Here is a 16520-nt window from a genome sequence, read left to right on the forward strand (position 1 = left end):
TAAAAAAGAAAGGAAGACGTTAGTGGAAAATTTATGGAATGATAAAAGATATTTTAGTTTAAATTATTTTTTAAGGGAAAAGTTCGGTAGTAAGGTTTTTAAAATTGCTTTAGATGCTGGTTTTTCTTGTCCTAATAGAGATGGAACTATTAGTAGTGGGGGGTGTCTGTTTTGCAGCGAGAGGGGCTCCGGAGATTTCGCTGGTAATAGAAAGTTTTCTATTACTAGACAATTTGAAGATATAAAGATTATGATGAGTAAGAAATGGAAATCCGGAAAGTATATTGCTTATTTTCAGGCGTATACAAATACATATGCAAGCGTTGATGTGTTAAGGGAAAAATATGAGGAAGCAGTATTACAAGAGGGTGTAGTGGCACTTGCTATAGCTACACGGCCTGATTGTTTAGATAATGATGTATTAGACTTAATAGAGGAATATTCGCATAAAGTGTACACGTGGGTAGAATTAGGACTGCAGACAAGTTCTGATGAAAGTGCAAAAATTATTAATAGAGGTTATAAGTTACATAAATTTGAAGAGACTTTGGGTGAGCTTAATAAAAGAAATATTGATGTGGTGGTTCATACTATATTTGGTCTTCCTGGAGAAAGTGCCAAGGATATGCTTAAAACAATAGATTATGTTTCACATAAAGATATAAAGGGGATAAAGCTACATTTGCTTCATCTTATGGAAAATACGCCTATGGTTGAGCTCTATAAGCAAAAAAAACTTGAATTTTTAAATCAAGATGAGTATGTAGATATTATTTGTAAAACAATTACTATGCTTCCTCCTAATATGGTTATACACAGATTAACAGGGGACGCACCAAGGGAGTTATTAATAGGCCCTATGTGGAGTTTAAAAAAATGGGAAGTCTTAAATGCTATAGATAATAAACTGAAAGAGTTAGATTTATATCAAGGAAAAAACTTTATATGTTGAAAATATTAATAAACAAGTCCTATATTACTATAGTACCAATTTGTGTCTTTCTACAAATTAACTTCACCACTTTTGGGGGTATTGGGAATAGATAAATATGATTTAAAGGATTACAATATACGTATATTGAAAATCATTTAAAACAAACATATAGGGGGAATATATTATGTCAAGTTTATCATTAAGGCACATATACAAGATTTATGATGGCAATGTAACAGCGGTTAAGGATTTTAATCTTGAAATAGAAGATAAAGAATTTATAGTTTTTGTAGGACCGTCAGGTTGTGGTAAATCAACAACTTTAAGGATGATAGCAGGTCTTGAAGAGATATCAAAAGGTGAAATATATATTGGCGATAAAGTCGTAAATGACGTGGCACCTAAGGATAGAGATATAGCAATGGTTTTTCAGAACTATGCATTATATCCTCATATGACTGTATATGATAACATGGCATTTGGGTTAAAACTAAGAAAAATGCCAAAAGATGAAATAAAACAAAAGGTTACGGATGTAGCTAAAACGCTTGATATAGAACATTTACTTGACAGAAAACCAAAAGCATTATCAGGTGGACAAAGGCAAAGGGTAGCACTTGGAAGAGCGATAGTTAGAAATCCGAAGGTATTCTTAATGGACGAGCCACTATCAAATTTGGATGCTAAACTTAGAGTACAAATGAGAACGGAGATATCAAAACTACATCATAAACTTCAAACAACATTTGTATATGTAACGCATGATCAAACAGAAGCTATGACAATGGGAACAAGAATAGTTGTAATGAAAGATGGACTAGTTCAACAAGTAGATACTCCACATAATATATATGAGCACCCAGTTAATATATTTGTTGCTGGATTTATAGGAAGTCCTCAAATGAACTTTATGGACGCTAAGATTTTAGAGCAAAATGGAAAAATTGTTATTACTTTTAATAATGAAACTATAGTGCTTCCAGAGGATAAAGCTAAAATTATAAGAGAGAAATCCTATATAGGTAAAACTGTTATAATGGGAATAAGACCTGAAGATATTGATGACGGTATTACTTTCCTTGAGGAACATAAAGATGCAATTGTAGAAGCTAAAGTCGAGGTTGTAGAGCTTATGGGAGCAGAGACTAATATTTATATGTCAAAAGGGGATACAAATATTGTCGTAAGAGTTAACGGATCATCTATGGCTAAGGTTGGAGATAAAATTAAAATTGCTTTGGATGCAAATAAAATTCATATATTTGATAAAGAAACTGAAACAACGGTAGTATAGGAGGTGACTGAAAATGTACAATTTCACTGAATTCTTAAAGAATTTAAGTCATTCTTCAAAAATACCATTTAATGTGGTTACTGAGGATGGTAATTCACTATATATTAGCGACTTAGATATTAAAAATTCACATATAACTAGCTTTACTATTATGCTTGGAAGAGTTAAAGGCATAATTAGTTTAGAAAAGCAGTATGAAAATTGTACAGCTTTGCTCAAATATACTATAGAAAATAAGTATATCCAACTTTTTTTATCTAAGGAACAGGCAGTTATTGATATCTTAGAGAATAGAGAAATTTCAATTGATAACATTAATATAAATTTGCCTTTTCTTAAAAATGGATGTTATGTCATATTAATAAGTGTTAATGGAAGCAAGTATGAAGCTTTAAGCATTATAAAACAAATATATGATAATGAGGAAGTCGTGAGTTTAATATATAACGATAACATTATTGTAATTGGTCAATTTGCTGAAGTACAGCAACATATAGAAAGTATTAAGGAGTCTATCTCATCTGATTTGTATTGTGAATGTTATGTAAGTTACGGTGATATAAATTATGATATAAGGGGAATTAAGAAGGCGTATAATGATGCAGCCGAGTGCATGATACTTGGTAAAAAGTTTGATATAAAAGATCATATATTTAATTACAATAAGATGTTATTTGAGAAAATTGTATATAATGTAGACGCTAAAATTAAGCAGGAACTGTTATACATGTTAAAAGATAAATTTGATGCTTTTGATAGTCAAATGATAGTAACTATTGAGCAATTTGTAGATTGTGGTCTTAATATAAGTGACGCTGCTAGAAAGTTGTATGTGCATAGGAACACCTTGATTTATAGACTAGATAAGATTAAGAAAGAAACAAATTTTGACATTAGAGATTTTAAAGATGCATCTGTGTTTCTTATAGCATTTTTGATATGGAAAGGAAATAAGGTAGAGTAATTTTTTTTCTTAGATGCGCAATATATACTTTTGATAGCTGTCTCTAAGGAAAAAGAGTTTGTTTCATATGGGGATACAATATTTAAGACTTCAGAGGGAGATTTATGATCCTGATGAAGTCTTTTATTGTTATTTGCATGAGTTGGTGTTCCCATTGCTCCAACAGAATTAGGATTTATATTTTTTTCTTTTTTTAATTTCTGTTGTAATTCAGTTATCGACACAACATCGCCCTTTTTTAATTCCAAAGCTTTGTTTGGTTCGATCATTTTTATATTATCTTCTGTCTGTTCAGATCCCAATGCGAATATTTTATTAGCATTATCTCTAATTACAATTGGATTAGCATTAACAGTTTTTTTGAAATTTGCAATTTCATTATCAAGTAAATTGTAACTATTAAAGCCAATGACAACCCATTTGGAATCTACTTTTGATATAATAGCAAGTGCTATTGGCTTGTTAGAATATTTTAACCTTATAGTACTTACATATTCATCATTACCTTCTTTAAGCTTTTCTGACAATTTTTTAGTATTAGTATTTGCGTTAATGTCTAAAGTGTTTTCTAGATATATTTCGCCTAATTCTAAGTTGTTTTTTATGATATCATTAGCAGTTAAATTATAATGTTCCCGTTCATTTGTAAAAACATCTTCATAAGTAGATAAGCTTTTCTGTAAATTTATTTTCGTGCTACTATCGGTAATCGCTGCATAAGAATATGTTGAAAAAAATAAAACTATTGCTAATGTAGAAATTAATGATGTAACTATTTTTTTTATTGACATTGTGTTTCCTCCTTCAAATAGCTAGTGATAAAAGCCTTGGAGTTGTTTGGTATGAATTAAAGTACTATAAATTAAAATTAACTTTATTATAAATAAATTCTATGGATTTATTAAAATTCCTTTAAAATTTTACAATTATACAGAGATATGGAAGGAAAATTGTTAAATGATATTATAATAATCATGTTCGATTTTTATAAATATGTACTATAATATTAGATAGTATAAGAAAAATAGTATTACAAAGGGGATAGAACATATGAAAATAGATATAATAATTTCTGCGGATGATATAAAGAATGAAAAAATAGAAAATAAGACTGTAGTAGTTATAGATATGCTTAGGGCAACTAGTGTAATAGTTACTGCAATGAATAATGGATGCGTCGGTGTAATTCCTGTTTTAACGGTTGAGGATGCATCTGAAATTGTTAAAAATAGTAAAGAAGAGTTTATGCTTGGTGGAGAGAGAAACGCATTGAAGATAGAAGGCTTTCACTATTCTAATTCTCCACTTGAATACACCAGGGAGTCCATAGAAGGCAAAACACTTGTTATGACTACTACTAATGGTACTAAAGCTATAAAAGGTTGCAGTGGGGCTAGTAACATCCTAATAGGGGCAATGCTAAATGCCAAAGCCATTGCAAGCAGAATAGTATCCTTAAATAAAGACGTAGTAATAGTTAATGCGGGGACTTATGGTGAATTTTCTATAGATGATTTTCTATGTAGTGGGTACATAATAGATTGTGTATTAAAACTAGCACAAGTAGAGCTAGCAGACATAGCAGTAGCTTCTCATTACATCTATAAGAACAATGAAGACATTCATAATTTTATAAAATACGCAAATCACTATAAAACAATTATGAAGTTAGGTCTAGCTACAGATTTAGAATATTGCTGTCAAAAAGATATTATAGACATTGTTCCAGAATATAAAGATGGGACTATATTATAAGTAGGTTATAAATAGCGGGTAATGCGTTAGGGAGATTACTGTATTATATTAATAAGAAAAGATGGTTTTAAAAGAAATAAAGGAGTATATATTACGTAAAATGCATTTGAACAAGCATTAGTAATTCTAATTTAGTTTATTTACAGTTGCGTTAAGAAAACTCATTGTTTGAGCGATAGCGAGTTTGAGTTTTTAGCAGATGTAAATATATTGAATTTTAGAATTACTTAGCGAAGTGAAGGCATTTGTAGTAAAATATACTCCTTTTACTTTAAACCACTTGGAATATGTAGAACTTTAAGTAGTAAGATTCATCAGAATTCCATAGTATTGGATGATCTGCTGCTTGAGTTCTGAACTCTACTTGTCTAAGTGTCCTTTTAGCATCTAGAGCTGCATCAGCAATAGTATCTGCAAACATATCAGGTTTCATAAAGTGAGAGCAAGAGCAAGTTACAAGATATCCGCCTGGTTTAACCAATTTCATACCACGTAGGTTAATTTCTTTGTAACCCCTTGTTGCACCATCTATAGTGGAACGAGATTTTGTGAATGCTGGGGGGTCTAGTATTACTACATCATATTGTCTTTTTTCTTCTCTTGACCATTCTCTTAATATATCAAAGGCATTGTGGCATTCAAATTTAACTGTTTCCGATAGACCGTTAAGCTCTGCATTCTTTCTTGAAAATTCTACGGCATATTCAGATATATCTACACCAAGAACACTTTTAGCTCCTGCGATACCAGCATTAAGTGCAAAGGAACCCGTGTGCGTAAAACAATCCAAAACATCAGCACCCTTACATAATCTTTGAATAGCTGCCCTGTTTTCCTTTTGATCTAAGAAAAATCCGGTCTTTTGACCATTTTCAATGTCAACGTCATATTTAACTCCGTTTTCGATGATTTCTATAGTGGTATCAAAAGGCTTTGTTAAAAATCCTTTTGTTTGCTCCATTCCCTCGAGCTCACGTACTTTAGCATCGCTTCGTTCATATACACCTTTTGCGCCATATTCATCTGTTAATAGATTAACTACTATATCTTTATATTTGTCTATTCCAAGAGCTAAGGATTGAATAACATAATAGTCCTCATATTTGTCTATTATCATGCCTGGTACAAAATCTGCTTCTCCAAACAAAAATCTACAGCTAGAAGTATCTATAACTGTTTTTCTATATTCCCATGCAGCGTGAAGCCTCTTTCTGAAAAACTCTACATCTATTTCTTCATGAATATCTCTTGTCATTATTCTTATGGCAATTTTAGAAACATCGTTTATATAACCTTTTCCTATAAACTCATTTCTAAAATTATATACTTCAATTATGTCTCCGTTTTCATATTCACCATCAAATTTTTCAATTTCATTAGCATATATCCAAAGATGTCCATTTTCTGAATTTCTACCTCTACCTTTATATAAGTAAAATTTACAAGCCATTCTAAATTCCTCCTGTGCTTTTTAGGGAAACATAATATATAAGTGCATTATGTCTCATATGTTTTATAATAGTTTCAATTATAATTATCATGTTATTTATCTATAGTAGTATACCACACAGAATTAATTTGTAATATGATATATAAAAATTTGTTTTGACATAAGGTCAATTATAAATTACACTTATGTATGTGCCATTTTTATATATATAATTGAAATAAAGATAATTATGTAAATACTGGACTATTTTTTTAGTCGGAAATTGATATATAACATCAAATTAATATAAATAAGTAAATAATTACAAATGTAAAAAATATAAATATGTAAAATCATACTAAAGTAAGGGGAAATACAAATGAGTATATTAGTAGTTAAAAATATGAGCCATGGTTTTGGCGACAGAGTAATATTTGAGGATGTGTCTTTTAGATTACTTAAAGGAGAACACATAGCGCTTATAGGAGCAAATGGAGAAGGAAAATCAACGTTTATGAACATTATTACCGGAAAGCTTATGCCAGATGAAGGCGATGTTGAATGGTCAAACAACGTCAGAGTTGGATACATGGATCAGCATACTGTTTTGGAAAAAGGCAAGAGTATTAGGGATGTTTTAAGAGATGCTTTTAAATATCTTTTTGACTTAGAAGAGGAAATGCTTAGCGTAACAGAAAAGATGGCAGAGGCATCACCTGAAGAATTAGAAAGATTATTGGATAGAATGGGTACAATTCAAGATCAACTTGATAATAACGGTTTTTATGGCATTGATTCTAAGATAGATGAGGTAGCAGCTGGAGTTGGTCTTAAGGATGTTGGGCTTGATAATGATGTTGCAGAGTTAAGTGGAGGGCAAAGGACAAAAGTGCTCCTTGCAAAACTTCTACTAGAGGCACCAGATGTTCTACTTCTTGATGAACCTACTAACTTTTTAGATGAGCAACACGTAGAATGGCTCAAGAGGTATCTTCAAAATTATGATAAGGCATTTATATTAATATCACATGATATTGAATTCTTAGATGGCGCAATCAATATAATATACCATGTAGAGAATAAAAAATTAACCAGATATATAGGTTCATATGATGAATTTTTGAGAGTTCATGAGGCTAAGAAGCTACAGATGGAATCTGATTATGAAAGGCAACAAAAGGAAATTACTAGACTTGAGGTCTTTGTTGCTAAAAATAAAGCAAGAGCTTCTACTAGTGGAATGGCAAAATCAAGACAAAAGAAATTAGATAAAATTGATAGAATGGAAATTGTACAAGACAAACCAAAACCACAGTTTAACTTTAAAACTGCAAGAGCTTCAGGGAAAATAATATTTAAAACTAAGGAATTAGTTACTGGTTACGATACCCCGTTATCTAAGCCATTAGATTTGTATATGGAAAGAGGACAAAAGATTGCGCTTACTGGTGCTAATGGTGTTGGGAAAACAACATTGTTAAAGAGTCTTATGGGTGATATTAAAGCTCTTTCGGGTCATACAAACTTAGGAGATTATCAATATATAGGATACTATGAACAGGAAATAAAGGGAGTTAATCGAAATAACTGTATTGAAGAGTTTTGGCAAGAATTTCCTAGCCTTACTCAGGGACAGGTAAGATCGGCCCTTGCTAAGTGTGGACTTACTACAAAACATATAGAAAGTAAAGTCACTGTGCTTAGTGGTGGAGAGCAAGCAAAGGTAAGACTTGCTAAACTTCTAAACAGAGAAACTAATATATTGATCTTAGATGAGCCTACCAATCATTTAGATGTGGATGCAAAAGATGAGTTAAAAAGAGCTTTGAAGGAATATAATGGGAGCATACTTCTAGTTTGTCATGAGCCAGAATTTTATCAAGACGTAGTAACTGATGTATGGGACTGTGAAGAGTGGACAACTAAAATTATATAGCTATATTAAAAAGAGCTAGAATAAATTCTAGCTCTTTTTATATATCGCTTTTATAAAACTTCTATTGCAAGGTCTAGTATGTTAGCAAATAATGATAATGTATTAGTATTTGGAATAACATTATTTTTAACATCTAATAATTTCCCGAGTCCATAACCCGTGCATATGCTAACTGTTGGGAAACCAATTTCACCGAGGTCACAAATAATATCAGTGACATTTAATTTTGTTTTAGTTGTTTTATCAATAGGTTTTAGGATAATATATAGTCTTGTAGAAGAATCATATCTTAGAACTTTTAAAGTATTACTTATTAGTATATCTTTAGGTTTAGCGTTAATATCGTACTTTGAAGTAGTTGAAGTTATGTTATTTATAACAAAATAATATATATTTCTTTTGTAGTTTACCTTATCTTTAAATTCTTGTAATCTTTCTAAATTCAAATTTATATCTACTGAGATTTCATCATTTTCTAAATTAATAAAGCTTTCTTTTATGTAAGTTAGTTCTTCTTTACCTTGAAGTTCTCTAGATAAGATATTCATACAGTTATCATAAATATCTTGGAATTGACTAACCGGTAAGGAATATTTTATATTATCTAAAACAAGGTAAACCTTGAACTTAGAAGATTTGTTACTATTTTTAGATGAATAATTAACTTCAACTAATAAGAGTCCATGGAGTAGATCAGTATCAAGTGTTATTTTCTGAATTCCTTTACTAAATTGTAGCATGTAATTCTCATTAGTGGATAAGTTTTGTGTATGTTGATTTATTATATAAGTACCTTTAAAGCCAGCTTCAGTAATTTCACCAACTCTTAAGGAACTTCTTATTGGTAGTTTCTTTAAATTTATATATGGTCTATTTATACATAGGTTGTTTTCGGATATTATTCTCATATTAAACTCCTTTAGTTCTAACGAGAGTGTTAGTCTTATTTATAAATTATAACATAATTAGCATTTTAAAAAATAGAAAAGAGAAAAGAGCAATTTTAAAAGGCATATATTTTATGAATATACGCCTTTGTTTTTTAAGGGACACTTTTTTCATAAATAGTTTCTTCATGATTATTAACTGTATCATCGAGAGTAATTAGGACGTCTTTTTTTATCCATCCTTTATTATTAATGTTAGTCTGAGATTTAAGCGTTACTTCATACCATGAAATATTAAGAATCTCAGCACAATCTTTAATCTCTACGCAAGTATCTTTAATTACAGTAGATAGAATTTGAGAAGTTTCAAGGGGGCTTAGATATAGACTACAAGTACTTTTAGTAGTTCCAGTCCTAAAAAGAGATGGTTTGTACTTTATTACTATAGGGACATCAGAGTCATGTAAACTTGAAATTTTTGATTTGTAATCTCTATTTTGTTTAGAACTAATCCTTAATTGAGTTTTTTGAGTTGATAATTTTTGGTTCATTGTACAATAATATACACCAAAGCATATCAAAAGAATTGAAAATAAAAAAATAAGCAAAAATATCTCTCCTTGTAAATTACTTATATGATTAAAGTCTGTTGCATATTAGTATATAGTATTCAATACTATGCAAAAAAATTCGTAAAAAAACCCATGTTTAAACATGAGTTTTAAATTGTTGCAATTAATTCATTATATTCTAGTATATACATATCTGAATTTATGATAATATCTTCTTTTTGATCTTTAGATGAAGAATCGTATACAGCTACTACCTTCATGCCAGCAGATTTTGCACCTTTGACTGCTGGAAGTATATCCTCAAATACAATGCACTGCGCAGGGTTTACCCCCAATTTCTCAGCAGCAAGTAAATATACATCAGGAAAGTTTTTGCCTCGAGACACCTCATCGGTGAGTGTTATAGAGTCAAAATAGTGGAATATGCCATTAGACTTAAGAACAACTTCTAATAGAGATTTACTATTACTTGTAGCTAGTCCAATTTTTATATTCATTGTTTTGAGTAATGATAAGAATTCAACTACACCGGGTTTTAGTTTAACGTGATTAAGGTACTGATTATAAGCAAAATCGTTCCATTCCTTTTTGATTTCGTCTATTGTGTCTAATATGCCAAAATTGTTTTTAAAATAATTTGCAGTTTCATCAAAACTAAGATGTTCTATTTGGCTTTTTAAATCTTTAGGTATTGTAATATTCCTACATCTAAAATAATTTTCATCTATTTTATTCCAAACCCACATAGAATCGATAAGGGTTCCATCTAAATCAAAAATTGCAGCTTTAATATTAGTTAGCATTTAATCACCCCTTATGTAAGTCTGATACATTTTAATTTTAAGATGATTCAAAAGAACTTATAAGTAAGTAAAGAACAAGTGGTTCCAATAAAAATACCCACAATAACATCTGTTGGGTAGTGAACTCCTATGTATATTCTAGAAATTCCTACGCATAGAGCTAAGGGTATAGTTATAAACCCAAATATAGGAAAATACAAGGCGATTATGACAGCTAATGAAAACGCACCGGTTGTATGCCCAGATGGGAAGGAGTATTTATCAATACCTATCTTCTTTATATTTAAGTTTGGAATTTTTATAAATGGTCTTAATCTAGTAACGGTTACTTTTAGTATTTTACCAATGCCAGTACTAATTGTTATTGAAATCATAGCATTAATAGCCATAGTATGAAGTAAAGCGCTATGAAATAAAAAAGTAGCAGTACAAAATATAAACATAAAAGGGAAGGAGCCTAAGTAGGTCATAGATGGCATTGTAATATCTAAAAACCTACACTTCCAAGAATTGTTTATAATTCTAAGTATGTTAATATCTTTATTACTTATATACTCAAATAATGCTTTCATAAACTCCTCCCTTTGTCATAAAAAATCATTTATATATATTACTGTATATTGTATCATAAATAAACCTATACATATAATTTTAAATATTATTTAAAATTCTCTACCAAATATTTTGGTTTTTTCTTTATCTTTAAAATCATCAATAGTATTAATCCCAATTCTACTTAGAATATCTTTCATACAATCACTATCTATGGATGTTTTAATTTTTGAGTCTTCTGCAAATTTATTTACTCTGTTTCTCCCAGAGGTTGAGTCAATCAAAGCTTTAGGCCCACCAACGCAACCACCAACGCAGCCCATACCTTCAATAAAGTTTGCATCAACTTCTTTAGTTTGAGCTTTTGTAAGCAGTACCTTACATTCTTTTACACCATTTCCTTGAATAGCATTTAATAAATGGTGTTTTTGCGGAAATAACTTCTCTATCATTTCGCCAACAGCTATAGATACTCCACCGGTTCTTGCATAAAGCCTACCACCACGAGATGCGTATTCGGTAGAGACATCTTCTTCAAGTTTTTCAGGGTTTATGCTAAGTGTCTCAAAAATATCCTTAAGTTCTGCGAAGGTAAGTACATAATCTATATCACCTAAAAGGTCCCTTTCTTTAGCTTCACCTTTTTTTGCAATGCAGGGTCCTATAAAGACTACTTTGCAGTTAGGGTTCAGTTTCTTTAATACTCTACCAGATGCAATCATAGGAGATACAGATGGGGATACATACTTAACTAAATCATTGTACACTCTCTTAACCATTCCTACCCACATAGGGCAGCAACAGGATGTAAGCATTAGATCTTCTTTTATTTTAACATGTTCATCAAATTCTACTGCTTCTTTTATTGTAAGCATATCTGCAAAAAATGCAACTTCAACCATATCTGCGAAACCTATTTTTTTGAAAGCGGTTCTAAGATTATCAACGTTAACATTTTCACCGAATTGGCCAGTAATGGCAGGGGCTACAGCTGCTATCACTGTAGAATTTCCTTTTAATAAATTTAAAAGTGGAATAAATTCTACTTTATCCATTAAAGCACCACTAGGACATGCATCTACGCAAAATCCACATTCTGTGCATTTATCATTATCAATGTAGGAAGATTTGGTTTTATTATCTATTAATATAGCATCAAAAGGGCAAGATGCTTGGCAACTTGTTTTTCCCGGGTTATCTGAACAATTCATAGTACAACCTTTAATTTTATTTACAACTTTATGATTTGTTTCATAGGTCGAGATAGCCTTTTTCAAATTTTCTATGTAATTAAGCGAAAAATCTACATCAACACCACAAAGTGAAGAAATTATGGCACTTAGGTCTTTTTTATTAACATCATCTTTAGATAGTAACTCATGAACCTTATTTTCAAAATTATCTTCATTATAAGATTTAATTAGGTCCTTAAAAAGTTCGTTATATATTTTATTCAAAATAATCACTCCTAATTTGTTATAAGTTATGTAATGATACTCCATGATATTGGGAAAACACAATAAAATGGAGTATCATTATTAATTTTGTCAAGAATGAAATTTTTTATACATTTTAATAGTGTGAAAAAGCTTGAAATAAAAAAAGAGTTGTCATTAGACAACTCTTTTTGGTCGGGGTGACAGGGATTGAACCTGCGACCTCATGGTCCCAAACCACGCGCGCTCCCAGCTGCGCTACACCCCGAAGACAATTTTAATTATACAAAACAAACTGATAAATGTCAACAAAATTTTCAAATTATTCTAAAAATATTTAATATAAAATCTATAAAATATAAATTATATTCGTTGAAGACAATACCTATTATATAAAATAAATGTATAAATGTCAAGATAATTTATATATTTACTTTTAAACACAATAAATATCAATTATCGTGTATAAAAGTAAATATAGTATTTTCAGTATACAATCCGAAAAGTAGCAATGTGTTAATTACTTTTTCTTAGCGTCAGTTTCCTTATCGCCGGTGCCTCGGGTAGGTACAGTAGACATAACAAAACCCACCAATATAGAGACTAAGACAGGAGCGGCAACATTAATATACACTATATATTGCGTCTTATATAATACTAGAGCAGTAAGGGATGTGACCAAAACACTTGCTACAAAAATAATAATTATAAATTTCGCGAAAGAACTCATAAATTTTTCATACAATCTATGACGGGTTGGTCCACTTATAACATGTACAAATAAAAAATATGAGGCAAAAATTATTACTATATCAACTACAGCCGAAACTAGAAAATTTCTCATTATATATACCTCCAAAACATTTTTTCAAGTTTAGTGTTACCCCGAAATGATATTTTTACGCAATATAATCGAAAAAAAAATCATGGGCAAGTAGCCCATGATTTATATTTATGAATTATTAAGAATATTTTATTAAGATATATAATTATTTTAGGTACATTTCTCCTACGTTAACAACGTCTCCTGCACCCATAGTTATAAGAATATCTCCCTTTTGTAAATTGGCTTTAAGATAACTTACAATTTCATCAAAGCTATGAATATTTATGCAATCTACGTTTTTTTCTCTTATTCTATCGCCAAGCATGTCTGAACTTACAACACCGGTATCTTTCTCCCTAGCAGCATAAATATCTGCGAGGATTAGAGTATCTATATCATAAAAAGAATTTGAAAAATCCTCAAATAAGCTTAAAGTTCTTGAATAGGTATGGGGCTGAAAAACACAATAAATTTTATTGTGGGGGTAATGCTTAGTAGCACTTAGTGTTGTTTTTATTTCTGTCGGATGATGAGCATAATCATCAATAACAGTTACTCCGTTCTTAGTTCCCTTTAACTCAAATCTTCTATGGGTACCATTAAATGCTGAAAGACCGGAAGTGATAGAGTTTTGCGAAAAATCAAGAATTAGTGAAGCTCCTATACTTGCAAGTGAATTTAGAACATTATGTTGCCCAGGTACATTAAGATTTATGTGAAACAGCAATAAGCCTTCTTTATATACATTAAAGTTTGCGCAACCTAATTCGTTATAAATAATATCTTTTGCTCTAAGATCTCCGTGATTTAGACCATAAGTAAGTATAGTACATTTATATTCATTATTATGGAGAATAGTTTTAACATTCTCATCTTCTATATTTGCAACTAAGTAGCCGTCTTTTGGTATGAGATTAATGAATTTTACAAAAGTGTCTTTAATGTGATTTATGTCCCTATAGTAATCTAAATGATCTGCATCTATATTAAGTATTGTTGCAATATATGGGAAGAATTTTAAAAACGAAGCCTTATATTCACAGGCTTCTGTAATAAAATAGTCACTATGTCCAGCTAGAACATTGCCGGAAATAGCATCTAATTCTCCACCGACTAATATTGTAGGATCTACATCTTCTTTTAAAATTATATGTGCAAGCATTGAAGTTGTAGTTGTTTTGCCATGTGTACCAGATATCGCTACGTTATATTTATGACCTTTCATAATTTGACCTAGAAATTCAGCCCTATCCATTAAAGGAATATTTAATTGAATAGCTTTAATATATTCAGGATTTTCAGGAGGGATAGCAGCAGTGTAAACTACTAAATCAACATCCTTTATATTAGAGGCATCATGTCCTATATATATTTCAACATCATGTTTTTTTAGCTTATCGGTTATATGTGAAGAATGCATATCAGAACCTGAAACATTATATCCGTTTTTTACAAGTATTTCAGCAAGGCCGCTCATGCTTATACCGCCAATACCTATGAAATGAATTTTTTTGCTCTTATCTTTTATAAAATCAAAAGACATTATATCAACTCCTTAAAAAAAATTATTATTATTGTTATTTAATATATGTAAATTATATTAGTATTGCTTATATTAAATAATTATTATAAGCACTTCTTAATTATATACAAAATAACAAAAAAACTATACACAATTCAAAAAAAACTAAATAAAATACAAAATAACGTTCTGGAATTGGGTTTATAAGCATTGTAATAAAGATAAAAAAGATTTACAATTAAAATACGAATGATATTATGAATTTTACTAGGCAAAATTCGTAAAATAAAAATATGGGTGATATATTATGAATAAATATAGTAGAAATCAAAGGGTTACAGGTATAACAAAGGTATTAACAGAAAATCCTAATAAAACAATAAATCTAAAAACTTTCACAGAATTATTTAATGCAGCTAAATCTACAATTAGTGAAGATATTGTTATTGTCAGGGAAACGCTTAATGAGTTATCGATGGGAAGAATTGAAACAGTAGCTGGCGCAGCTGGTGGAGTAAAATACATTTGTGGAGTCTCAAAGCAAGAAAGTAGGGTATTTGCAGACGAGATATGCAAAATTTTAATACAAAAAGATAGAGTAATACCAGGAAATTTTATATATATGACTGATATTATGTATAATCCAGAAATAGTGCACAAAGCAGGAGTGATACTTGCCTCTGCTTTTAGTGAGTTAGATATAGACTATGTAGTTACGGTGGAGACTAAAGGAATACCACTGGCATATGAAGTGGCAAAGATGTTAGGCGTCCAACTAGTTATTGTACGTAGGGATCCTAAGGTTACTGAAGGAAGTACTGTTAGCATAAATTATGCTTCGGGTTCTAGTAATAGGATTCAAACAATGTCGTTATCTAGAAAATCTATAAAAAAAGGGAGCAAATGTGTTTTTATAGATGATTTTATGAAGGCTGGAGGGACAGCAATAGGCATAATTAATTTGCTTAAAGAATTTGAAAGCGAGCTTTTAGGTATTGGGGTTCTTGTCGATAATATTGAAAGTGGACATAAATTAGTAGAAGAGTACATATCAATTATTCAGTTCACAGGAATAAATAATGAAGGCATCGCAGAGTTAACTCCATCAGAAATATTCGAAAAAGTGTAATATTCAAAATATTTAATATTTATTTATAATTTTAGAAGGAAAAATACAATTTATAGAGAAATAGTATAAATATAACGTATAATGCAACTTGGAGGTGGAGTGTATGGAAATCACAGATGTTAGAATTAGAAAAATAGCTACAGAAGGTAAAATGAAAGCGATTGTATCGATAACTTTTGACAATGAATTCGTTGTTCATGATATTAAAGTTATAGAGGGTCAAAGTGGTCTTTTTATTGCTATGCCAAGTAGAAAGACACCAGATGGAGAATTCAAGGACATAGCTCATCCAATAAATACTCAAACAAGAGAGAAAATTCAAACAGCAATTTTAGATGAGTATGAAAAAGTGAGAAATGAAGAATCCGTGGCAAGAGTAGTAGAAAAAGTAGTAGAAAAAACAGAAGAAAAAACAGAGAAAGTTTTAGAAATATAAAAAAGAGGGGGAGACCCCTTTTATTTTTTGAAGAAAAATAATGAA

At 30.4% G+C, this 16520-nt stretch carries 16 protein-coding genes and 1 tRNA gene; 7 read left to right on the forward strand and 10 right to left on the reverse strand.

Annotated elements, in window-relative coordinates; translation table 11 throughout:
* Nucleotides 1–22 precede the first annotated feature (22 nt).
* From KPL44_RS17015 to KPL44_RS17025, 3 genes are all read left to right on the forward strand, one after another.
* Entirely contained in the window at nucleotides 23–952 is a 930-nt protein-coding gene (locus tag KPL44_RS17015) for a TIGR01212 family radical SAM protein (RefSeq protein WP_216252659.1), read from the forward strand.
* A gap of 166 nt (nucleotides 953–1118) precedes the next feature.
* Nucleotides 1119–2228, forward strand: coding sequence for an ABC transporter ATP-binding protein (locus KPL44_RS17020; protein WP_216252660.1), 1110 nt, complete (start codon nucleotides 1119–1121; stop codon nucleotides 2226–2228).
* Between the two features lie 13 nt (nucleotides 2229–2241).
* On the forward strand, nucleotides 2242–3192 hold the full coding sequence (locus KPL44_RS17025) for a PucR family transcriptional regulator (protein ID WP_216252661.1): 951 nt from the start codon (nucleotides 2242–2244) through the stop codon (nucleotides 3190–3192).
* On the opposite strand, the gene KPL44_RS17030 is transcribed toward KPL44_RS17025, so the two are convergent.
* On the reverse strand, nucleotides 3081–3983 hold the full coding sequence (locus KPL44_RS17030; RefSeq protein WP_216252662.1) for a hypothetical protein: 903 nt from the start codon (nucleotides 3981–3983) through the stop codon (nucleotides 3081–3083). The genes KPL44_RS17025 and KPL44_RS17030 overlap by 112 nt on opposite strands.
* A gap of 259 nt (nucleotides 3984–4242) precedes the next feature.
* Here KPL44_RS17030 and KPL44_RS17035 point away from each other — a divergent pair, with 259 nt between their 5' ends.
* Nucleotides 4243–4947: a 2-phosphosulfolactate phosphatase family protein gene (locus tag KPL44_RS17035; RefSeq protein WP_216252663.1), complete on the forward strand. Its 705-nt coding sequence runs from the start codon at nucleotides 4243–4245 to the stop codon at nucleotides 4945–4947.
* A gap of 271 nt (nucleotides 4948–5218) precedes the next feature.
* Here the strand turns inward: KPL44_RS17035 and KPL44_RS17040 are convergent, their stop codons facing one another.
* Nucleotides 5219–6397, reverse strand: coding sequence for a class I SAM-dependent rRNA methyltransferase (locus KPL44_RS17040; protein ID WP_216252664.1), 1179 nt, complete (start codon nucleotides 6395–6397; stop codon nucleotides 5219–5221).
* A 358-nt stretch (nucleotides 6398–6755) separates the two neighbouring features.
* On the opposite strand from KPL44_RS17040, the gene KPL44_RS17045 reads away from it, so the two are divergent.
* Nucleotides 6756–8312, forward strand: a complete 1557-nt coding sequence (locus tag KPL44_RS17045) for an ABC-F family ATP-binding cassette domain-containing protein (protein ID WP_071614695.1) — start codon at nucleotides 6756–6758, stop codon at nucleotides 8310–8312.
* Between the two features lie 50 nt (nucleotides 8313–8362).
* Here KPL44_RS17045 and KPL44_RS17050 read toward each other — a convergent pair whose 3' ends face one another.
* The 8 genes from KPL44_RS17050 to murC form a co-directional block, all read right to left on the reverse strand.
* Nucleotides 8363–9220, reverse strand: a complete 858-nt coding sequence (locus KPL44_RS17050; protein WP_216252665.1) for a hypothetical protein — start codon at nucleotides 9218–9220, stop codon at nucleotides 8363–8365.
* 134 nt (nucleotides 9221–9354) lie between these two features.
* Nucleotides 9355–9807, reverse strand: coding sequence for a hypothetical protein (locus tag KPL44_RS17055; protein WP_216252666.1), 453 nt, complete (start codon nucleotides 9805–9807; stop codon nucleotides 9355–9357).
* A 113-nt stretch (nucleotides 9808–9920) separates the two neighbouring features.
* A complete protein-coding gene (locus tag KPL44_RS17060) occupies nucleotides 9921–10574 on the reverse strand; it encodes an HAD family hydrolase (RefSeq protein WP_216252669.1) in 654 nt (217 codons plus the stop codon).
* Between the two features lie 47 nt (nucleotides 10575–10621).
* Nucleotides 10622–11146: a phosphatase PAP2 family protein gene (locus KPL44_RS17065; RefSeq protein ID WP_216252671.1), complete on the reverse strand. Its 525-nt coding sequence runs from the start codon at nucleotides 11144–11146 to the stop codon at nucleotides 10622–10624.
* 90 nt (nucleotides 11147–11236) lie between these two features.
* On the reverse strand, nucleotides 11237–12583 hold the full coding sequence (locus tag KPL44_RS17070) for a [Fe-Fe] hydrogenase large subunit C-terminal domain-containing protein (protein WP_216252673.1): 1347 nt from the start codon (nucleotides 12581–12583) through the stop codon (nucleotides 11237–11239).
* 171 nt (nucleotides 12584–12754) lie between these two features.
* Nucleotides 12755–12830, reverse strand: a tRNA-Pro gene (locus KPL44_RS17075).
* Nucleotides 12831–13082: 252 nt separating this feature from the next.
* Nucleotides 13083–13406, reverse strand: coding sequence for a hypothetical protein (locus tag KPL44_RS17080; protein WP_216252675.1), 324 nt, complete (start codon nucleotides 13404–13406; stop codon nucleotides 13083–13085).
* Nucleotides 13407–13551: 145 nt separating this feature from the next.
* Nucleotides 13552–14931 (reverse strand): UDP-N-acetylmuramate--L-alanine ligase, encoded by a 1380-nt coding sequence (gene murC / locus KPL44_RS17085; RefSeq protein ID WP_216252677.1) that lies wholly within the window; start codon nucleotides 14929–14931, stop codon nucleotides 13552–13554.
* A gap of 286 nt (nucleotides 14932–15217) precedes the next feature.
* On the opposite strand from murC, the gene purR reads away from it, so the two are divergent.
* The gene (gene purR, locus KPL44_RS17090) at nucleotides 15218–16039 is read left to right on the forward strand and encodes a pur operon repressor (RefSeq protein ID WP_216252678.1); all 822 of its coding nucleotides are present in this window, start codon (nucleotides 15218–15220) and stop codon (nucleotides 16037–16039) included.
* 103 nt (nucleotides 16040–16142) lie between these two features.
* A complete protein-coding gene (spoVG, locus tag KPL44_RS17095) occupies nucleotides 16143–16475 on the forward strand; it encodes a septation regulator SpoVG (RefSeq protein WP_216252679.1) in 333 nt (110 codons plus the stop codon).
* The last annotated feature ends 45 nt before the right edge of the window (nucleotides 16476–16520 follow it).

Origin of the sequence: Clostridium sp. DSM 17811 (assembly GCF_018861905.1) — a bacterium.
Classification (GTDB): Bacteria; Bacillota; Clostridia; order Clostridiales; family Clostridiaceae; genus Clostridium_AD; species Clostridium_AD frigoriphilum.